This is a genomic window from Streptomyces violaceorubidus (assembly GCF_000717995.1).
Lineage (GTDB): Bacteria > Actinomycetota > Actinomycetes > Streptomycetales > Streptomycetaceae > Streptomyces > Streptomyces violaceorubidus.
The window spans coordinates 43,481-65,061 of record NZ_JODM01000010.1 but is presented as its reverse complement, the minus strand read 5'-3'; the positions used below and the strand labels follow the sequence as shown (position 1 = coordinate 65,061).

General features: G+C 67.7%; 13 protein-coding genes. 11 read left to right on the top strand and 2 right to left on the bottom strand.

All coding sequences use genetic code 11. The annotated features are described in order from the left end of the window. Positions 1 to 70: 70 nt before the first annotated feature. Positions 71 to 1,654, top strand: coding sequence for a restriction endonuclease (locus IE94_RS0115270; protein WP_245235261.1), 1,584 nt, complete (start codon positions 71 to 73; stop codon positions 1,652 to 1,654). Between the two features lie 355 nt (positions 1,655 to 2,009). On the opposite strand, the gene IE94_RS0115265 is transcribed toward IE94_RS0115270, so the two are convergent. Together IE94_RS0115265 and IE94_RS0115260 are read right to left on the bottom strand one after the other, a co-directional pair. After that, entirely contained in the window at positions 2,010 to 3,875 is a 1,866-nt protein-coding gene (locus IE94_RS0115265; RefSeq protein WP_030183890.1) for an ATP-dependent nuclease, read from the bottom strand. Positions 3,876 to 4,743: 868 nt separating this feature from the next. Then, positions 4,744 to 5,157: a hypothetical protein gene (locus IE94_RS0115260; protein WP_030183887.1), complete on the bottom strand. Its 414-nt coding sequence runs from the start codon at positions 5,155 to 5,157 to the stop codon at positions 4,744 to 4,746. A gap of 897 nt (positions 5,158 to 6,054) precedes the next feature. Here IE94_RS0115260 and IE94_RS0115255 point away from each other — a divergent pair. The 10 genes from IE94_RS0115255 to IE94_RS0115200 all read left to right on the top strand — a co-directional run bounded on the left by IE94_RS0115255 (position 6,055) and on the right by IE94_RS0115200 (position 21,397). After that, positions 6,055 to 6,843 carry a DUF1883 domain-containing protein gene (locus tag IE94_RS0115255; RefSeq protein WP_030183884.1) on the top strand — a complete coding sequence of 263 codons (789 nt, stop codon included), beginning with the start codon at positions 6,055 to 6,057 and terminating at the stop codon, positions 6,841 to 6,843. A 60-nt stretch (positions 6,844 to 6,903) separates the two neighbouring features. Then, a protein-coding gene (locus IE94_RS38075) for an IS5 family transposase (RefSeq protein ID WP_425337967.1) occupies positions 6,904 to 7,721 on the top strand; the annotation gives its coding sequence in 2 pieces (ribosomal slippage) (positions 6,904 to 7,233 and positions 7,236 to 7,721; 816 coding nt in all). Positions 7,722 to 7,941: 220 nt separating this feature from the next. Continuing rightward, positions 7,942 to 8,649 (top strand): hypothetical protein, encoded by a 708-nt coding sequence (locus IE94_RS0115240; protein WP_051777513.1) that lies wholly within the window; start codon positions 7,942 to 7,944, stop codon positions 8,647 to 8,649. Between the two features lie 189 nt (positions 8,650 to 8,838). Next, positions 8,839 to 10,968 (top strand): tetratricopeptide repeat protein, encoded by a 2,130-nt coding sequence (locus IE94_RS0115235; RefSeq protein WP_030183869.1) that lies wholly within the window; start codon positions 8,839 to 8,841, stop codon positions 10,966 to 10,968. A gap of 312 nt (positions 10,969 to 11,280) precedes the next feature. Further along, on the top strand, positions 11,281 to 12,903 hold the full coding sequence (locus tag IE94_RS0115230) for a TIGR02677 family protein (protein ID WP_030183868.1): 1,623 nt from the start codon (positions 11,281 to 11,283) through the stop codon (positions 12,901 to 12,903). After that, a complete protein-coding gene (locus IE94_RS0115225; RefSeq protein ID WP_030183864.1) occupies positions 12,900 to 14,225 on the top strand; it encodes a TIGR02678 family protein in 1,326 nt (441 codons plus the stop codon). The genes IE94_RS0115230 and IE94_RS0115225 overlap by 4 nt, the downstream gene beginning before the upstream one ends. Beyond that, positions 14,222 to 18,460 (top strand): TIGR02680 family protein, encoded by a 4,239-nt coding sequence (locus IE94_RS0115220; RefSeq protein WP_030183860.1) that lies wholly within the window; start codon positions 14,222 to 14,224, stop codon positions 18,458 to 18,460. Before IE94_RS0115225 ends, IE94_RS0115220 begins: the two co-directional genes overlap by 4 nt. Further along, positions 18,457 to 19,728 carry a TIGR02679 family protein gene (locus IE94_RS0115215; protein ID WP_030183857.1) on the top strand — a complete coding sequence of 424 codons (1,272 nt, stop codon included), beginning with the start codon at positions 18,457 to 18,459 and terminating at the stop codon, positions 19,726 to 19,728. Before IE94_RS0115220 ends, IE94_RS0115215 begins: the two co-directional genes overlap by 4 nt. A gap of 431 nt (positions 19,729 to 20,159) precedes the next feature. Further along, positions 20,160 to 20,720 carry a hypothetical protein gene (locus IE94_RS37190; RefSeq protein ID WP_051777512.1) on the top strand — a complete coding sequence of 187 codons (561 nt, stop codon included), beginning with the start codon at positions 20,160 to 20,162 and terminating at the stop codon, positions 20,718 to 20,720. After that, entirely contained in the window at positions 20,717 to 21,397 is a 681-nt protein-coding gene (locus IE94_RS0115200) for a hypothetical protein (protein ID WP_030183853.1), read from the top strand. Before IE94_RS37190 ends, IE94_RS0115200 begins: the two co-directional genes overlap by 4 nt. Positions 21,398 to 21,581 lie beyond the last annotated feature (184 nt).

Here is a 21,581-nt window from a genome sequence, read left to right as displayed (position 1 = left end):
GACGCTGTCGGATGGGTAGGCAATACTGCGGAGGTTCGACAGAAGGATCATGCACTGACCTGGGGGCGCAGTGGCAGGCAGAAATGTGGCGGGCGGGAACGATCCCTATGCCAGGGAACGCGCGCGGCAGGCCAGGGAGGCCGAGAAGGTACGCAGGGCCGCCGAGGCCGAGGCCAAACGCAAGGCGCGCGAGGAGAAGCTCGCGCACGAGACGGCCCGCGCGCAGGAGGCTGCTGACCGCACCTACGTGGTCGAGAACGACACCGAGCAGTTGGCGAATCTTCTGCGAACAGCTGTGCTGGGCGGCAGCCCTTTGACCTTCGACCGGCTCAAGCAGGAGTTCACGCCGACAGTTTTCAGCCCTCCCAAGGGTCGGACCAAGGCTGCCCCGCAGCCCCGCTGGGAGGAGTACGAACCGGAACCGCCACGCGGATTCCTCGGCGCGCTCGGCTTCGGGCGCAAGGGATACGACGCCGAAGTCGAATCGGCTCGCGTGCGGTTCGACAAGGCACTGCGCGACCATGCGCGGGACGAGACGAAGCGCGTCGAGAAGCTGGACAAGCTCCGCACCAGGCACGCGGAGCAGAACCAGCAGAAGGCCACCCGAGTCGAGGAGTGGAACGCCCGCGTCGAGGAACGCCGGGCTGCTTACCGCGAGCGGGACGTCGAGGCCGTGGAGTGGTTCATCGACCAGGCACTCGCCGCCTCCACGTACCCACATGGCTTCCCCAAGGCACACCGGGTTTCGTATCAGGCAGACACCGGTGACCTGCTCGTCGAGATCGACCTCCCGCTGGAGGACGTCGTTCCCGCGGCCCGCGCATATCGCTACGTGAAGTCGCGCGACGAGATCAATCCCGTGCCCCGTCCCGACAAGGAGCGCAAGGAGCTCTACGCTTCTGTCCTTGCCCAGACCGCGCTGCGCACAGTGCACGAGCTGTTCGCCGCTGACACTGAGGGCACCGTCAAATCGATCGCCCTCAACGGGCATGTGGCCACCATCGACCGGGCCACCGGGCGCGAAGTACATCCCTGCCTGATCACCCTCCAGACGGACCGGGAGGAATTCGCGCAGCTGGTCCTGACACAGGTGGACCCTCGGGCCTGCCTGAAGCGGCTGCGCTCACTGATCTCGCCGAACCCGTACGAATTGGAACCCGTGCGACCTCTGGTCACGTTCGACCTCAGCAAGTTCCGGCTCATGGACAGCTTGGACGTCGTGGCAGGGCTGGACAGCCGCCCGGTGCTCATGGACCTGACGCCCACGGAGTTCGAGCACTTGATCCGGCAGCTGTTCGAAGCCATCGGTCTGGACAGCGTGAACACCCAACCTTCCAAGGACGAGGGTGTCGACGCCATCGCGATGAACACCGACCCGGTGATGAAGGGCCTGTGCATCATCCAGGCGAAACGCACCAAGAACGTGGTGCCGTTCGAGACCGTCTCTGCCCTGGCCGGCGTCGTGGAACACAAACGCGCTGCCAAGGGCATCCTGGTGACGACCTCATGGTTCGGTCGGGCCAGCGAGGCGTTCGCCAATGAGCACGGACGTCTCGAACTGCTCGACGGCGCCAACCTAGTCCATCTGTTCAAGGAGCACTTGAGCCTTGACGTGATCCCAGGGGCGGTCCCGCCGAAGCGCCGGCCGACGTGAAGCAGGCACCCCGGCCCGGCACCAACCGTCACCGAGTGAGGTGACGGTTGGTACCGGGGCGGGTCAGCGCCATGGCTGCGGGATGTTGGCCAATTGACCCAGCAGATCGCAGTCTGCCGGTTTCCGCTGCGGCTTGCGCCATGGGGCACCGTGCCCACCCAGCGCGCAGCTCGCGAACTTGCGTCACGGTGTCATCACCGATGCCGGACTCGTTGTAGCAGCACTCGCAGACGACATGCCGAGGGAACCCGTGCTCGTAGAGCATTCCCGTCATCCAGCCCACAGATGCGGCAAGCGGTCTCAACCGCGCTCTCCATTCGCACAGGATATCGATCCTGCCAAATGCAACGACCTCTTAACTGGCCAGCGCCATCACGTTCTCCAGAAGCGAGTACAGGAGCTTCGGCTCCCCGCTGGCAGTACGAGCGGCCTCGGCGTACGTCGGAGCGTGCTTGCAGTCGGCCACGTAGCCATCGCCCTGCTTCGCCAACTCCTTTCGACGCTCAGTCCACGCCGGCCAGTGCTCAGCGAGATACGTCTCCAGGTCATCCTCGAACACCGTATGAGTCGCCTCGCATGCGGTAGCTGGCCGAGCGTTCGCTGAAGCGCCGAGATAGCCAAGGATGTTCATGTTCTTCTCGCCCGCCGCGCGGACTGCCTCTGCCTTTCCGACCAACGCCTTGGGGCCCGCGTCGCCATCGAAGACGACGTAGCAGTTGACGCCGAACCCCCTCAGGATGGCGTGGGCGAGGATGAGATTGTCCTTGCCTTCCACGTTGATCACGCTAATGCCGTTCGCGCCCAAACTGAGGCCCTGCTGCTCGGCAAACCCGAGGATGACCGCCTCGTCTGCCTCCCCTTCGACGAGCACAGCAGCCGCGACGAAAAGCCCCTCCGCTAGGTCCTTGACGTAACGCGTGGTCGCATGACGCCGGATGGACCTGTCTGATACTCGGCCGATGAGGGACTGAATCAAATCCTGTTCGGAGAGCTGTCGCACGCTGACATCGGGGTGTTGCCCACTGCCCACCCTGACCAGTCGACGGATCTGCTTATAGTTGCGCGGGTCGATGAACACCGGGCTGTGAGTCGCGTACATCACCTGAGTTCGGTCCGCTGCCGAAGAGACGAGGCCGCGCAGAACCTGGGCGAAGACCTTTGTCTGCGCGGGATGCTGAAAAAGCTCCGGCTCTTCGATCGCCAGACACAGCGACCGGGTCCCGTCCTCAGGCCGACGAGTTTCCGCAAGGTACTTCAACGCGGCGATGATCAGGGCTCGCTGGAAGCCGTGCCCCTGGCGACGCACCGAGGTCATAGCCGCGCCGTCCCTGATGCTGACCGCAAAAGTCGTCTTGGCCGGCTTCGGAGTCTGTGCAACAGGCTTCACGACGATGTGCCGCCCCGTGCTGAATTTGGCGACTTCGTCGGACAGCGAACCCGACAGCCTCTTCAGCATCGGCCCGTACACCTCCTCGTGCACCTTCTCGCGAGCCGTCTGGGCGGCGTCCTCGATCGATGTGAACCGAGCGTCGGCCTCGGATCGGTCCACCGCGTGCTCAAGGATCCGACCCACCGCCGTGGCCTTGCCGTCGTCCGCCTCCTCGTATGCGCGGAGGTCGGCGGAGATGAACACGAAGTCGATCAGCTTGGCAAGCAGCCCCTGGCCGGCGAACCCGAAGAACTGTGTGCCCTCGACGTCCGTCTCAGCGAGCCGACCGCGGTTCTTCGACTCCCAGACGCGCATCGCGGCGTCTGCATCGTCCCAGCTCTTTGTGGCGGGCAGGTCAAGTCCGGCGTCGCTCTCCCGCAGAGCCTTGTACGCGTTGTGCTTCTCCCGTTTCCCCTCATGCCGCCTGATCTCGTCGAACGGCTGGTAGGCCAGGGCCTTCCCAGTGATCCGATCGTCCCCGTCCTCCCAGGTACGCCAGATCCGTACCGTCTCAACGTCGTCGGGCGCGTAGTAGCCCAACGCGGCGCGGTCGAAAGCCGTCAGCCCGTCGAACTCCACTTCCACACGGATCCGCTTGCCCTCCGCCGCCGAGTGAACGTCCTCTTCCGCAATCTCTCCGCCCTTGTCTCCGTTAAAGAACCAGTCAAGAGCGCGCAGCACAGTCGACTTACCAACGCCCGTGGGGCCAATGAGAGAGGTGATGCCATCGAAGGAGACGTCCAGCGTGCGCAGGCAGCAGAAGTTCTCGATACATATGCGCTTGATCTTCACGAGCGTCCTGGGATGCAAGGGTACGGGGCCGCTAGGCCCACAGGGACATCTGTGACGCTAGCGCCAGATGTGATGTGTGGTCAGTTTCTTTTCATAATTGGATACACGAGACATCTGCTATACGGCCCGTATCAGGGCAGGCGCCCGTACAGACGTGCAGGCATCATCCGCATCTGGGCACCCCCCAGTTGGTCGCGCAACCGAACCCGGCACGCACCGGGGATGGCCGGTCGGCGGCGCACATGCCTATGCCCTGCGCGTCTTCGCCGCAGCACGAGCCGACTCCGCATTTGCAGTGGCGTTGAGACGGGCCAGATGCGCGCGTTGCGATACTTCGCCCCCGATAGAGGACCAGCCGTACAAGGACGCGAGCAGTTCGGCTGCGACAGCTGCCGCTGCCGTCAAGCCAGCTGTAGCCCTGGACATGGACGCAGGGGGCCTGGCAACCAACCGACCTCGGCTTTGAGCAGCCGTGATGGCACATTGTTCCGACCAGAGCTCGAAGACCTGAGCGAGACGGGCGAAGAAGGCAGCCGCCGCGGCCAAGCAGATGTAGAAGGCGACGAGCCCTCCTCCAATCCGCGCAGCGACGCCCGGATCCGGATCGTGGTCGGTCCAAGGCCAGCCCATGACCGCATAGACGACAGCCAGACCAGCCGAAGCGGCAATCCATGCAGCCCCGATCAGAGACTCCAGAACGCCCTCATAGTCATCCCCACCGTCGTGGTCCTGCTCTGACTGTCGCTTCGTCGGCGTGGCATCGTCGGACGCCTTCTTCCCGTACGGCGGGAGAAAGACCTGCCAAAGGCCACCGTGGACGTCGCCGCCTACAAACGTGCCAGACCCGTGGTTGTGCTGATCCCGGTGCTCAGCGTCCGCCATCTGACGCCCCGCCGTAGTTGAAGGTCAGGCCACCATGGACGTCACCACCGATGAACGTTCCAGTGCCGGTGTTGTGCTGGTTCCAGACCTTCGAGGCCGGCGGGGTGGGCCCCGCGAGTTCGTCCACCTCGCTCAGGGCATCTCGGTGCTCGGCAAGGTACTGGGCGATGAGATGCGCCCAGGCGGTCGCTGCGAGCGCCTGGGTCTCTGGAGAGGGCGAAGTGAGCTGGGTAGCGGTGTTATCCACTGCCTGAGCAGCCGATCTCTGTTGTTCCGTGGTGGCACGGCGGAAGAAATAGGCCACCTTCAGGCGCATCTTCTCGGCGCCCGACGCGGCTATGGCCGCAACGAGCGTGCTGGCCGCACCCGTGGCCACGGCCATTAATTCGGCGTCGTACATGATCGATATATCTCCCCGTTCGTGGTGACGTGCACCAGCAGAACCTACCGGGCACCACTGACACTCCGAGGGGACAATGCGCATACACGATCTGGGGCAACCGAGGCCACGAATCTGGGGCGCTCCTCAGTCAGCGAGGCGCCGACCGCCTGGTCGCAGTTCTGGCTGCATTCACCGACGTTCGGCGCAGTTCGCCCCACCCCGATCCACGTGCTCCACTGCAGTTCAGGACGCCCCCGGGTGTCGCCGACCCCCCGTACGAACATTCGGAAAGCGTGCTGGGCAGCCCCGAGGCACCGGCGCATGCCGGACGTCACGTGCGCGAGAACAGGGCGGCGGGGCGCGAGTCCCGGTGGAACGGGACGACGACGTACACCCGGCGCGCCCGCAAGAGGCTCACCTGACACGCAAACTTGCTGCGGCAACCACACAGGTCCGCGCCGATCCCGCGGGTAGCCGTTCCCCATTGGGAGAAATCTGGGAGATGATCTTCCAACGGAGGCCCACCGAGGCCACGCGGGGCCACTTCACACCAAGCCGCTGACCAGCACAGATACCCATCACTGCCGGTCTCGATCTTGCCCGAACCTCATTCGGGACGAAGAGGTCGTGGGTTCAAATCCCGCCACCCCGACAGAGATTTACCAGGTCAGGGGCTTGATCCGCTTAGCGGGTCAAGCCCCTGAGTGGTCTGTGGGGCCATCTTGGGAGCAAGTCCGGACTCCGGCCCCAGGGCGGCTCCCATCTGAAGCCGCACCGAGAGCGCGGGCAGCACCAGTGGGTAGCGAGTGCGAGACGACGGAGCCGTGCAACCCAGCTCCTGTTCGCGAGCCCCGGACTGTCAGTGCCCGTCCTTAGGCTGAGACGTGCTGTACCGCGCGTCCCCTAGGAGAGCTCGTGCAACACCTCTACAAAGACCTCGGCAGCATCAAGAAGGGCTCCACGGTCGTCGTGACCCTGCGCAAGCAAGCCAACGTCCAGGTGATGACGCGCAGCGAGTACAGCAACTACAAGTCGGGGAGGCGGTACCGGTACCTGGGTGGTCGTGTCACGCGATCCCCGTTCCAGGTCACCATCCCCAGCAACGGACACTGGGTCGTTGCCATCGACCTCGGCGGGTACGCCGGCCGCATCGACGCGTCTGTCCGGGTGGAGCCGCCCCCGCGGGGTTTCCTCCCTCCGGTCCGTGATCCTCAGCGCAACCCGGCACGGTCCGTGGCGGTCCATGAGCCGGAGGAACCTCCTGGCGATGTGCTAGGCGGTCAGACCTGGGACGTCTTCATCTCTCACGCTTCGGAGGACAAGGCAGCCGTTGCCCGCCCTCTCCGGGACGCGCTGACCAAGTTGGGCGTGGCGGTATGGCTCGACGAAGCCCAGTTGCGGATCGGTCACAGCCTTCGGCGCAAGATCGACGAAGGGATCGGGGCAAGCCGATTCGGCGTCGTCGTTCTCTCGACGTCTTTCATCACCAAAGGCTGGCCCAACCACGAGCTCGACGGGCTCGTCACCCGCAATGTTGCCGGGGAACAGTCCCTCCTGCCGATCTGGCACAACCTGAGTGCTGAAGACGTTCGGCGCTACAGCCCCTCCCTCGCGGACAAGGTCGCGATGAGCACCAGCGAATACTCCATCGAAGAAATCGCCCAGCAGATCGCTGACGTGGTGCGAGAGGAAGATGCCGCTTAGACGTCCTAACAGAAGTTGTTGATCAAGTAACCATCCGCTTGTCTGCTCGTCGGTCGGGTCGTGGGGAAGCGTCAGTCGCGGCCGTGGATCGTGTCGGACGAACTGTGGTCGCTCATCGAGCCGTTGCTGCCGAAGCCGGGTCCGAAGCTGGTGGCGGGCAGTCCGCGGGTGCCGGACCGCCAGGCGTTGTGCGGGATCCTGTTTGTGCTGCACACGGGCATCCAGTGGGAGTACCTGCCGCAGGAGCTGAGCTTCGGCTCGGGGATGACCTGCTGGCGGCGCCTGGCGGCCCGGAACGAGGCCGGTGTGTGGGAGAAGCTGCACCTGGTGCTGCTGAAGAAGCTGCGGTCGGCAAAGCAGCTGGACTGGTCGAGGGCGGTGATCGACTCCTCCCATGTGCGGGCGGCCCGGCGGGGCCCAAAAGCGGTCCCAGCCCGGTCGACCGCGCACGGCCGGGCAGCAAGCACCACGTCTTCACCGACGGCCAGGGCATCCCGCTCGCGGTGTCGCTGACCGGTGGAAACCGCAACGACGTCACCCAGCTCCTGCCCCTGCTCGACAAGGTCCCACCGGTCGCCGGCCTCGTCGCCAGGCCACGGCGACGACCGGACATGCTCTTCGCGGAACGCGGCTACGACCACGACAAGTACCGGCGCCTGCTGTGGCAGCGCGGTATCCGGCCCGTGATCGCCGAACGCGGCCAGCCGCACGGTTCCGGCCTGGGCATCTTCCGCTGGGCCGTCGAACGCACCATCACCTGGCCCCACGGCTTCCGCCGCCTGCGCATCCGCGGGGAACAACGAGACGACATCCACGAGGCCTTCCTCGGCCTCGCCACCTGCCTCATCACCCACCGCCACGTTCGACGCCTTTGTTAGGACCTCTTAGGCCCAAACTGCTGTCGCCGAGTCAGCTACCGCGGTGCCCCCTCTAGAGTGGCGTGACCACGTTCGCCGGAGCAGAGCCCGACGAACTCCGGGGGGCAGGAGGTGGCCGCCGTTCAGGTTCGGGGGCCGCCGGACACGACAGAGCGGCAGCGCGACAAGGGGGGGGCCGGTGGCCAGGTGGAGTGGACGTGGGAGCAGCAACGCGGTGCGCATGGCTTTGCGAGCGGTGTTAGCCGGCGTCACGGGCAGTGTGATCGGTATCGCCGCGTACTCGATCAGCCAGACCGGCGGGCAACGGCTGTCGATCATCGTGGGCTGCCTCATCGGAGTCGCCGTGGCCCTCGGTCTGGAGCTGTACCGCAGGTCCGCTCAGCTGACCGAGGTCCGCCTCGTCCTTCTCGGTAACGAAATGTCGTTCACCACCAAGACGGACATGCGTCAGGCCGCTCAGCGGATGTTCTTCCAAGCTGCCACCCGGGTCGCCACCCGCCCGCTGGAGGACGGCAGCGGAAACCTGCGCGAGGCCCTGACCTCTCTCAAGACGCTCTTCGACCTCTACCGCGAGCCACTGGAAGGCCACACGACCCCTCCTCCCCCTGCCAAGGGTGACTCGGTGTACGAATTGGCCCTGGACATCCTCAACTTCGAACTCGCCCCGTTCCTCGCCAAGTGGCACCCCAGCCTGAGGGACTTCGAAGCCCGTCACCCGGACCAGGACGAGTCCGAGTGGCCGCAGAACGCCGCGTTCCGCGCGGAGCTCCGCCAACTGCAGGAGCGGCTGCGGCCGTACGTGATCGGGCTCGGGGAGATCGCCGGCATCCGCGATCCAGAGCGGCATCTGCGCCCTTCGGGCCGCTCTACACAGACCCACTCCACGGTGCCGCACCAGGATGGGGTGAGAACCGGCCCGCAGGAATGACGCCCCATGCGGTGACGTCGCGATGCGGATGCCGTGTCGCATGATGGCAAGGTGACGATCTTCACCGTGCAGGCACGTCGTGCGTCGGTCCCGGACGACCAAGCATTCCACGCCCCCCCCCCATCGATTTTTCGGCCGTCGAGTAGGAGGCAACAACCCGTCGGCTGAGGTCCCTACGAGGAGGCGGAAATGAGCACGCCCGACGCCTCCGCACGGGAGTGGGACGTCTTCATCAGTTACAGCCGGTCCGACGCCGGCAAGGTCAGCGCGCTCGTGTCCGCGCTCCAGGCACACAACCTGCGCGTCTTCGTCGACGACACCGCCGTGGACGACTTCACGTCCATCACCGCCACCATCACGGAAGCGTTGGCCCACTCCCGGATACTGCTCGCCCTGTACTCGGCGGACTACCCGCAACGGCGAGCGTGTCAGTGGGAGCTCACCTACGCGTACCTGACCGGACAGCGCGAGGGTGATCCCCACCGACGGACACTCGTACTCAACCCCGAACCCGCTTCCGACCACGTCCACCCGGTTGAACTACGAGACGCCAGACACTGGCCCTGGCCCACCACCCCGGAGGGACTCGATCGCCTCGCCGCACGCGTAGCCGACCATGTGGACACCGTCACGACGTTCATGGGAGACGCGGCGGACGCGTCCATCGTCCCGTGGCTTCCCGCGCCGGCCCGCACGGGCTCGTTCCGCTTCACCGGGCGCCTGCCCGAGCAGTGGCGCATCCACACGGCGCTCCACCGTCACCGTGCTCCGCTGGTCGACCAGGCCGGCGGAGGACGCGGCGCGCAACTGCGTGGCATGCCCGGGTTGGGCAAGTCGCTGCTTGCCCAGGAGTACGCGCTTCACTTCAGTTCGGCCTTTCCCGGCGGCGTCTTCTGGTTCGACTTGCACCCGTACCAAGAGCAGCCCTCGAAGGCAATGGAGTCCTACGCGGAACAGGTCTCCACTGTGCTCGCGGCCCTACGAGTGACTGCCTCGACGCCCTCGCTGCCCGGCCTGCTCAGCCACCTCGCGGTCGCGTTGGGAGAGCGCAACTTGCCCTGTCTGTGGGTGGTGGACGGCGTCCCAGACGGACTCGCAGCGGACCAGCTCAATCTCCTGCGCGGCCCGCACCTGCTCACGGCCACCCTGATCACGACACGGTCCCTCCGGTACACGGTTTTCGCCGAGTGCGTCGATGTGACCCCGTTGTCGGACGCCGACGGCTACCGCCTGCTCACCTCCCGCCGCGTGCCTGACGACGAGCTGGAACACGCTGCCGCTCTCGCGCTCGTCCGCGATGTCGGTGGGCATCCCGAGGCGCTGGATCTCCTCGCCGACCTCACGGCCACCAGTACCTTCGTCGTCGTACGCAATCGACTGCACGCCCACGGCCCGGACGTCCTGGCCAGCCCGCGATCGGTGTCCGCTACCGGCGCACCGGCTCGCCGTCCACTCGCGACGGCGTTGCTGCCACGACCGCTGTCCGGCGCTGGCCCGGCTGATGACGTCTTGCGGCTGCTTGCTCTCGCTTGCCCGGCACAGCTGTCCCAAACAGCCCTGGAAGACGTCCTGTCCTCCGTCGGCCCCTACGACCCGTGGGACGTGGGAGCCCTCGTCTCAGAGGCCGTGGAGGCTCTTCGCGGGTCCGGCGCTCTGTGCCACGAACCGCTGCACGACCGGTCCTGGACCATCCATCCGCTGCTCGCGCGAGCCGTACAGCGCCATGACGCGAACGTGGCCCGCCAGGAAGACCTCCGTCGTGTGCTCCTGCACACGCTCGTTCCGGGCGCCTCGCCCCGGACTGCGGTTCCGGACCAGCCTGCGACGACGAGTCCCCTCAAAGTCGAGCTCGTGCCCACTGCTTCAGTGGGCACCCGTCCCAGCCCGCTGGAACGAGCGGCGGCCTTCGACCTCCAGGTCGAACTGGTCACCCGAGTCGGAGTCCAACCCCTTCCCCGAGACCATGGCTCCCTTCGAGAAGCGCTTGCCTCTCTCCACTCACTGTTCGCCACGACACGCGAGCTGCTCCACCGAGTCGCGACCGAAACCGCAACCCCTCTGACCCTCCCCGCTGTCGCCGCGCGGCTCACCAACACCCAGCTACGTCCCTTCCTGACCACTTGGCACCCAGCGCTCCAGGAACACGAAGCGACTCGACCGCCGGACGTCAGCCCTGTCGAGCATGAAAGGAACTGGAATCGGGCCCCCGAAATGCGTGCGGACCTGGCTGAGCTACGAGGACCACTCGCATCCGTCGCCGAGGAACTCGCAGCCCTGTGCGGCGTCGACCTCCTGACTCCGTCTTCACCACCTGGGTGAGCTGCCGACGGTGGGTCACACGATCGCTCTGCGGGTCCGTTGGCCCAGCGTCGAGGACCGCTTGCCCCTCAGTCCCCGCAGGGGGCGGGTCACCCGCAAGGCGGGCACACAGTCCGTCCGTCCCCGAACAAGCCTTCTCTGGAGGCCGCCCAGTACAGAAACCGAAGGGCCCATTCAGAGTGAGCCGGGGACGCCGGACGCCCCCATGCCGCACAGGCCGCTGCCACGGGAATCGCCACGGGCCGGTACACGTCCGTGGCATTTTCGGCCACCCCCCGGCGACGCTCGTATGCGCCGCGTAACCTCACGGGCATGGGGGCATCAGCATCCGGTGCAGGTCAGGACGCCGACGAGGAGGCGCGCCGACGACTCAACGCGTACACGTACCTCAGCGCGCCCGAGCGTCTGGAGCACGTCGCGATCATGCGGGTCTTCTGCGGAACACTGCTGGCGGATCTCGCCGTCCCTGACATCATGGCCAAACTGCGCCAGGCTGGTGCTTCCGCCGCAGGACTCGACGCCGACACCCTCACGGTCCGACTGGAACAGCTGGTGCAGTGGGGAAACCTGCTGCGCAGCAGCCACGCGGTGAACGCGTCCAGCATCAGTGAGTACCAGCGTTCTCGCTCGCGCTACCAGCTGTCGAAACTGGGCGAACGCATCCAGCGGGACGCCGACGGGGTCCTGTCCGAGGCCGACGCCGCCCGTGAGGTGAGTAACGAGCTGCTGGCACTGGTCGAACGGGGGCTGCGGGAGCTGGCCGACCTGGTGACCACGCCCGGGGGCATAGAGCCACAGGACGGTCTGGAGCGGATCAGCACGCTGTTCGTGCAGTTCACCGAGTTCGCGGACTCCATACGCGACTTCTACGCCTACCTCGGCCAGGTGCTGTCTCGCTACGACCTGGACAGCGCCGAATATCAGGGCTTCAAGGAACTGCTCCTGGACTACGTCGAGGCGATCACCGAGGACGTGGCGTTCCGCGCGCCCCGGATCTCGGCGGCGTTGGACACCCTGGGGCCACACATCCCGGCTCTGCTGGAGCGGCTGGACGCCCACGCCCAAGGGCTCACCGGGCTCGCGGCGCAGGGCGAAACCCGCCTGGAAGTCCGGGTCCAGCGCAGCCGGGGCCGCGAGCTCGCGGACTGGGAGGGCCTGCGCGGCTGGTTCAGCGACACCGACGGCCAGGGCAGCCAGGTCGACCAGCTGCGGGACGCCACCCTGCGGGCGTTGCAGTCGCTGCTCGCCAACGCCAAGCGGATGCTGCGCTCGGCCACCGGGGAGATGTCCAGGCGCAAGGATCTGCTGCGGCTGGCCCGCTGGTTCGACGAAGCGGCGCCGCAGGACGCACACGACATCGCCGTCGCCGCCTTCGGGCTGTACGGCGCCCGCCATCTGGGCACACCTCCCGCCACCGACGAGGTGGTGCCCGCCTCCACGAGCTGGTGGACCGGTCCGGTGGTCGAAGTGCCGGTGGCCCTGCGTGAGAGGGGCAGCCGCGCCCAGCGGGGCCGGGCCTCCGCGGTAGAGGACCACTCCGCGCAGAAGCAGCTGCTGCGTGAGGCCGCCCGTCAGCGGGCAGCGGTCAGGGCAGCGGCCGCGGACGAACTGCATAGCGCGTCCGGCCGTTTCGCCGACGTACGCCTCACGTCGGCGGCGCTCGGGCTGCTTCTGGAGTTGCTGGCCACGGCACTCGGAAACGCACAGCTCAGTAGGCATGTCAGCACAGGCGGGGAGAGAACGGCGGGGTTCGACCTCGACTCGGCCAGCAGCGAAGACGCCGAACTGCGTATCCGGCTCACCGTGCGCAGGACGGCGGGCACGCGGACGGTGCTGTACTCGGCCGACGGCGACCTGCTGCTGGACGACCTGGAGCTGGACATCGGTCGCATCTCCGCCGCGGCCGACGGCGAAGCGGAGACGAGTGTGTCATGACCCTTCCCTCGACTCACGACGTTGCCCTGGCCGCCGAGCGCCGCACAGCCGCCCGGCTTCTGCTCGCCCACCCCCTGATCGCGTCGGACGGCCCCCACGCCGACCTCTTCCCGCTGATCCGAAGGCACGCCGACTGGCTGGGCAAACGGTTCCAGCAGGTGCTGGGCTACCGCCTGCTGGTCGACAGCTCCTACGCCCGGCTGTTCAAGGCAGGTCTGGGGGCGGGCTCGGGACACCGGCTGGAGCGCTCCACCGGCACCCCGTTCACCCCACACACGTACGCCTGCCTCGCTCTGGCCCTGTCCGTGCTGGTGACCGCGCCCGAGCAGATGCTGCTGTCGCATCTGGTCGCCGACATCAGGGCCGCCGCGGCCGACGCGGGGATCGAGCTGGAGGAGACGGGCCGGGCGGCTGGGAAGCGGACCCTGGTCGCGGCTCTGCGCCAGTTGGTCGACTGGGGCGTGCTCATCGAGACCGAGGGCCATGTGGCCGCGATCGCGCAGGAGACGGGGGGAGAAGCCCTGATCACGGTGGATCGGGAGCTGGCCCGCGTGGTCGTCGCCGGCCCCCTCGCGCAGGCCCGGGACGGCGCCGACCTGGTCCGGCGGGCAGCGGACCCGGGGTTCGGCGGGCCGCGCACCTATGTGCGTCGGATGCTGGTCGAGACGCCCGTCGTCCATCTCGACGAGCTGACCGACGCAGAGCGCGACTGGCTGCGTACCCGCCAGCGCCGGGAAGCCCAGGCCTTCTCCGAACTCCTGGGTCTGGAGATGGAGATCCGTGCCGAGGGGGCCGCGCTGGTGGACCCCGAGGAGGAGCTGACGGATCTGCATCTGCCGGGCACCGGGACCGTCGCACAGGCCGGGTTGCTGCTGGCGGAACGGCTCGTGGAACGGCTGCGGCCGCAGGAACCTGGGCATCCTGCTACCGGTGGGACGCTCGTCGTCGGGGTGGCTGTCCCGGACGGCTTGGTGGACGAGGCGCTGGCCGGGCTGGTCGCCGAGTACGGGCAGCGCAGCAACTGGCAGCGCGGCTATCTGGAGGACCTGCCCTCCCTGCGGGAGGCCGTGCTGGACCTTCTGGTCCGCATGCGGCTGATGGTCCGGGCCGGGCGGCTGCGCGCCGAGGGAGAAGGGCTGCCGGAGGGATACGTCGAAGAGGCGCCGGAAGGACGCACAGTGACCGATGTCCATGGCGCACGGCCCGGAGGAGACGGCTGGGTGCTGCTGGCCGTGGCGGCCCGTTACGCCACCCACGTCACCATGCGACCACCGGGTGCAGCCAGCAGAGCCACCGACGTTCAAGAGGAGTCGCCGCTATGACCACCGACGCGCGTGGCCTCGTTCCGCTGCCGCGCTCCGGCCCCGCGACGAGCACGGGCGCCCGCTTCCGGCTGCACCGGGCGGGCATCCAGAACGTCTGGCAGTACGACGAGCAGGAGTTCTCCTTCGGCGACGGGCGGCTGCTGCTGCGCGGCAAGAATGGCGCGGGCAAGTCCAAGGCCCTTGAGATGCTGCTCCCCTATCTTTTGGACGGCGACTCCCGGGCCTTGGACGCGACAGGCACCGGCCGCACCACGCTCGCCTGGCTGATGCTGGACGGGTTCGAGCAGACCAACCGTCTCGGCTACCTGTGGGTGGAGTTCCGGGGCACAGCCGACGACGGCGGTCACCGCCACCTGACGCTGGGTGCCGCAATCCGTGCCTCAAAGTCGACCCAGAGGGCGCTGCCGACATTCTTCGTCACCCCGCTGCGGATCGGTGAGGACCTGCACCTCGTCGAGGCAGGCAAACCGCTGCCGGTCGATCGGCTCAAGGAGATCGTCGGCTCCGACAACGCGACCGACCGTGCTGTCCTGCACCGCTCCCGGGTAGCCCGGGAACTGTTCGGCATCACCGACGCGACGCGCTACCGCAACCTCACCCAGCTCCTCCACCGGCTACGGCGCCCGACGGTCGGGGATCGCATCGAACACGGGGGCCTGGCCTCTCTGCTCAGCGAGACTCTGCCGGGGCTCGACGAGGACGTGGTCGAGAAGGTGGCGCGCAACCTCCACGACCTCGACGCCGTACGGGACGAGCTCGGCCGCCTGGAACGCACCGACGCTGCCTTGCACACGTTCCTCACCAGCTACCGGGGCTACCTGGCCGGAGTCCTGCGCACCTCCGCGCAGAGAGTGGGCCACGAGCTGGGCGTCCTCGCACAGCGGCGCCGGGCGGCCGGAGACGCCGCGCAGCGGACGAGCGACCTGAGGACGCAGGAGGAGGAGTCGGAGGGCCGGCTGGAGAGCCTCCGCGAGGAGGAACAGGCCGCCCGGACCGACCTGGCCGCCCTGCACGCCAGTCACGCCTACCGCAGCCTGCGCGAACTGTCGGAACGCCGCAGCACGGTGGAGGCGCTGCACACCGCCGCCGTGGCCGCTTTCACCACCCTGCACAACGCACACGACGCTGAGGAGAGCACGGCTGAGCGTCTTGCCGATGGTGTCGAACACCTCGGAAGCCGCCTGGCCGAGCTGGGGACCGAGCACAGGGAACTGCTGACGCTGGCGGAGAAGGCCGGGCTTCCCACCGGCCATCTCGGCGAGGCGGTGGCTCTGCCGCGCACGGCTCTTTCCCAGGCCACCGAGACAGAGCTGACGACTCCGGACGGTGAGACGCGCACCGTACGTCATCAGTCGGTGGCCCGGGTGGACACGGCCACGGCGCAGGAAGGGCTACGGTCCTGGCAGAGCCAACTGGAGAACGCCGAGGCGGTCGTGAGAAACCGGGCCCGGATGGTTCAGGAGGTGACCCGTCTCATCTCACGGGCGGACGAGGCCCGAGTGGGAGCGGCTCAGGCCGATGCCGAGCGGGAACGGCTGGAGGGCGAGGCGGAAGAGGCCGCCGGCCGTCTCGACGTCAGCCGCCAGAAGGTCGTCGAGGAGAGCCGCGCCTATGCGGACCGTGTCGCCGAGTGGGTTGCGGACACGCGGACTGCGCTGGGTCCCGACTGCCCGCCTCTGGACGCCGTCCGTGCCTGCGTCGGCTGTGAGACCTCCGCCGACGCGCCGTTCGCCGACCGCACGCTGCCACCCGACATCGACACCCAGGCGCGGCAGACCGCTCAGGCCGCATTGGAGCCGTACGGCGAGGAACTCACTGGCCGCCGGGACGCCCAGGCACTCGACGTCAGCCGGCTCGGCGAGGAACTCGACCACCTGACGGAGAAGAAGCAGGACTGGGAGCAACGTACCGATCCTGAGCCGGCGGCCCCGCACCATCGCTTCGCCGCGCGGACGCCGGGCAGTGGAGCACCTTTCTACCGGCTCGTGGACTTCGCGGACGATCTCGCTCCGGGCGACCGAGCCGGTCTGGAAGGAGCCTTGGAGGCCAGTGGAATTCTGGACGCGTGGGTGAGCGCGGACGGCGTGCTTTTCGATCCTCGCACCCGGGACACTCTTCTCCGGCCCGCTCCCGTACTGACGGACGGACCAGCTCTCGCCTCGGCTCTGCGCCCGGCCCCTGAACCGGGTTGCGGCGTCACGTCCGAGCAGGTGGGGCGTCTACTGACCGCCATCGCACTCGCACCGGCACAGGAGACCTCCGCTCACACCGCAGTTTTCCACGACGGCAGTTGGCGTCTAGGCGTGCTCAGCGGCCGTCATGACAAGAGCGACACCGAGTACGTGGGGGCTGCTGTACGCGCCGAGACCCGGCGACGGATCCTCGCCGAGCTGGCGGAGCGGATCACGCAGACGGAAGAACGGCTGGCCGGCGTCCGCCACGAGCTCGCCGTTGCGGATGCCATGCGTCGGGCTCTCACGCTCGCGGAACGGGGCTTCCCCCGGGCACGGAGTCTCGCGGACGCATGGAGCAGAACCGAATCAACGGAGAGGGCACTGCGTGACCTGACCGCCAAGGCGACCCGGGCGGCACGGCTGGCCGAGGAAGCCCGCGCTCTCGCGGTATCGGCGCGTGCCGAGGCGGATGCCACAGCAACCGCCCACGACCTGCCGGGCGACCCCGCCGCCCTGGACCGCGTACGCACCGCACTCGCTGCCCTGCTCAGCGGTGTAGGGCACCTCCGCAGGGCCGTCGGCGGCACGGGCGAGCGGCTCGGCGCGAACCATACCGATGCCGAACGATACAAACGCGCCCGAAAGGATCGCCTGACCGCGGACGGGGCTTACCGACTCCACCTGGCCGCACTGCGCACCGCTGAGCAGGACCTGCACACCCGCGAGGAGGCCATCGGGTCGTCCGAGGAGGAGATCCTCACCCGCGAGCAGGAGGCCAAGCAACGCATCGCGAACGCCGTCCAGGCCCTCCCCGCGGCGGGGCGAGCCCACGACCAACTGCACGACCTGCGCGTGCGCGCGGAAGAAGACGAGAAGCGCCTGCGCGGGAACCTGACGGACCAGGAGACGGCGGTCATCGACACCGGCAGCGCTCTCCGCGCTGCTCTCGGCCGACCCGAGGTGGTGCTGGGCGCCGGCCTTGACCGTTCCTCGCTGCCCGAGTACGTGTCGGACGATCCCGGCACGGACGTCCGCAGCCGTCTGCGAGCACTGCGGGCACTCGCCGACGCCGTGGCACAGGCCCTCGGCCGCCCGAAGGGCGAGGTGTCGGACAGTACCCTGCTCAACCGGCACACCGAGCTGCGCGACCAACTGGCCGGCGGGTTCGACGCGCAGCTGGAGGAGCGCGAAGGGATCAAGGTGTGCCGCTTGGTCGACGACCACGGGTCCCATGACGTCGCGGTCGTGGGCGAGCGGATCGCGGTTCAGGCCGCGGAGGCCCGGGGGCGGCTCACCGAGCGCGAGCGTGAGGTGTTCCAGCGGTTCCTGACCGGTGAACTCGGCGACCACCTCTCGGCACAGGTCATCACCGCGGCGAACCTGGTGGCGGCTCTCAACGACACCCTGCGGACCGTACGCACATCGCACGGTCTCGGCGTCGAGCTGCGGTGGAAGCTGGACGAGGACGTGGACGCGGACGTGCGCGCGGCCGTTCAGCTGCTGCGCAGTCCGTCGAGCCTGCGGACGCGCGAGCAGACCGGGCAGCTGCGCGAGGTACTGCAGCGCCGGATCGAGGACGCCCGACGTGCCGACCCGTCAGCCGGTTATGCGGCTCATCTGCGGAGCGCCCTTGACTACCGCGACTGGTTCCGTTTCCACACCTTTGTCGTCGAGGACGCGGCCCCGGGCCGCCGGCGACGGCTGACCGGCCGGACCGGTCTCAGCCAGGGCGAGCAGCGGGTGCTCTCCTACCTCGTGCTCTTCGCCGCGGCGGCCGCCCACTTCACCAGCCTCGCCGAGTCGGCACCGAACGCGCCACGGCTGATCCTCCTGGACGACGCCTTCGCGAAGGTCGACGAACCCACCCATGGCCGATTGGGCCGTATTCTCGTCGACCTCGATCTCGACTTCGTCCTCACCAGCGAACGGCTCATGGGCAACTGGCCCGAGGTTCCGTCCCTGCACATCTACGAGTGCCTGCGTGATCCCCATGTGCGTGGCGTGGCCACCCTGCACTACACCTGGAACGGTCGTCATCGGCGTCTGGTGTCCGTATGAGCGGGCTGCCCTCCGCAACACGCGTCTGGCTGACGGGACCTGGGCTCACCCGCTTCTGGGAGGGGGTGCGCAGACGCCTGGAGAGCAACGGCGTGCAGGCGACGGGTTCGCTCCGGCTGACCGCCATGAACACCCAGGAACGCAACGACCTGTCTCTCCTGCTGGGCAAACCCCTCACAGGTACCGCCGTGACCATACGGCTCGACGTGCTCGACGCACGCCTGCGTGCCTCGGCCGCCGGACTCGGGCTCAGGCAAACCCTGGAGGAACTCGGCCCGCCCCTCACCGACCGCCGTGCCGCCCGCGCGGATGCGACGGCACGACGGGAGCAGGTGTGGTCGTCCCTCACTTCGTCACTGGACGCCTCTCCACTCGCCGACCAGGAATGGCCCCGGCAGTGGTACGACCTGTTGCGCCGCGCCGGCGTTCCGAGAGGAGTGACGCCCGAGGCGGCGACATGGACACTCCAGCAGGCGGTCCAGGTCCTCACCGCGCTCCTTGGACCCGAGCGGGACGGCGCACTCGGCCGAGGAGAACTCGCCGCCATGGCGACCGGCTCCGCGCACGGGCTGGACGACGGCACCTGGCTCGCACGTCTCGTCCAACGCGGCGTCGCCCTCGCCCACGGCACTGAGTTCCCCGACGACGCGGCCGGTCGACGAGCTCTGTGGCGGCTGGTGTCCGTCACTCCGGACGAGGTTTCCAGCACAGTCCTGACGTACGGGCTGCGGCCCAACGGTGAGGGCTGGCGGGAGCGCGCCCTACGGGAGCGGGCCGACCATCACGCCGAAGTTCACCTCACACCACGCGACTTGCATGACCTTCGGCTGCAACTACCCGCCGGAACGCTGATCCGCATCTGTGAGAATCCGCGCGTGGTGGAAGCCGCGGCGGACGCGGCCTGCGTCCAGCCCCTCGTGTGCACGTCCGGCAGCGCCGCCACCGTGGTCTTCACGCTTCTTGACGCCCTCGCCGCCACGGGTTGCCGCTTCGCGTACCACGGCGACTTCGACTGGCCGGGGATCGCCCTGGCCAACCGGGTCATCCGCCGCTACCAGGCCCGGCCGTGGCGCATGGGCACCGCGGACTATGAGCATCTGGCCGCTCGCAGTCAGGCCGAGGACATCCCTCAACTGGCACTCGACGGTCAGCCGGTCGACGCGGACTGGGACTCGGATCTCGCCCCTGCCATGACCGCCCTCGGCGTCGCGCTCCATGAGGAGGCCACTCTCGACCTCTTGGTGGCCGACCTGTCACGCCAGGCGTAGAGACATCGGCACTATGCCGGGCCCCGGGAGCCGACCTGTTCCGAAGGCCCCCGGCCTGGGCGGGTTTCCGACTCGGACACCGCCCCGGAGTCGGAGGCGGGAGCAGAGCCAGCGCCATGGCGCCCCCCGGAGCCCTGTGACGGCGGCGTGCCTCCACCCTGGCGCCAGGCCGAGTAGAGAACGGCCGCGCCGGAGGTGCTCGCGATGACCTGATCGGAAGGCAGATTCAAGGCGATCAAAGCTGCGGGAACCCGTCCTGGAAGGCGAGGGTGTCCGACTATCCGGTGGAGCTACCGCTCCGGAAGCCCGCCTGTCGCTGGAGACACTCCGATATCTGATCGCCGGCTAACTGCGGTTCCTTCGAACACATCCGGGGAAGAACCGTGAACCGACTGGCTACGTCAGACGAAAGCTACTGATACGAGGGGGATATGGACCAGTTCGAACTACGCCGTGTGGAAGGGAAGCTCCGCGAAGCGCTGCAAGACACCGCCCTGAGTTGGGCGCTCGACGATGTCGATGCGGCAATCGCCGCGGGAGTGCCGGAGGAGAAGATCCTCCGCCGACGCCAGCAGCGCCGCGGCGATAACCTCCCCGCCACGAGCCCGGCTGCAGCAGCGGCTCGATACGAGGTCGTGGACCGCAGCATGCTTGGCCTCGGAGAGTACGAGTCTTCACGCAAGGGAGGGACCCTGGTCATCGCCACGCGAGCCATGACAGAGGAAGAACGTGTGCAGCTCCTCCTTGATGCGGTAAAGCGTGTGCTCGTCGACCTGCCTGAAATGGAACTGGAGGTGCTGAAGACGCTCCGGTCTGAGCCCGAAGGCGACGCTGGCAGTCGGAGCATGGCTGAGGGGGTCGTGTTCGAGCCGGACGAAGGCGCTCGAACGCGCCGTAGCCGAATTGAGTTCCGGGGAGATCGGGTGTCGGCTGAGCGACGTACACGCGTCAGCCAGCTGCTGGCCGAAGCGACGAGAGAGGTCGTCAGTTGAGCACAGTCGATGACCTAGTCAACGAGATCAAGAGCCTACTGGCGGCGGGGGCGGTGTCGTACGACTCCGCTTCGAAGCCGTCCGACATCTACGAGGGCTTCATCTTCTCCCTGATCGTCGCCACCGCGAGTCGGCATGGTGCCACTGTCACCTACGAAGACGTCTACGGGGCGAAGGCGAGCAATCTTGTTTTCCGGACAGGACCCGGTCACCTGTACGGCAACAGCCAGCCGTTCACCCACGCCGTGATCGAGTTCGACGGCGCCCCCGCCCTTGAAGTCCACCTCGGCGTCTATGTGACCGGCTCGTCGGGCGTCCTGCACGAGTGCGACGTGTTGGTGCTGCCAGCCGAGGAAGCCGCCCTGAGCCGTGCGCAGGGCATCGCACCACGAGGCAGCCAGAGTGTCCTCATCGTCGAGTGCAAGTACTACGTCTCCAACCTCGGCATCGGCCTCGCACGGAACTTCGAGGGGCTGCGCGCCGACATCCGCACCCAGAACGAACTCTTCGTCGCCAACACCAGATCGTCGAGCATCGTGCGGTACCTCGATGCCCGAAAGAGAGGCTTCGAGCCGGACGTAGTACCCAACTCACCACAGGCAGGCTATCTCCAGGCCGAAATCAGGAAGACCTTCAAGAGCTACCTGAGCAAGCACGCTCCCTCAACCGTGATCTGAGCCGTCGCACGCGCGTCGCGCACACTTGTTCAGCGCGTGCCGATGTGGCGGGACAGGTCGCCCCAGCGACCGTCGGCTACGGTCCCCTTGGGAGCCATCTGGGAGCCATCTGGGAGCCATCTGGGAGCCGACCCGCTCCCCGAGCCCCTTCGAGGGCACCCGAGACCATGGCAGCCCGGCGCTC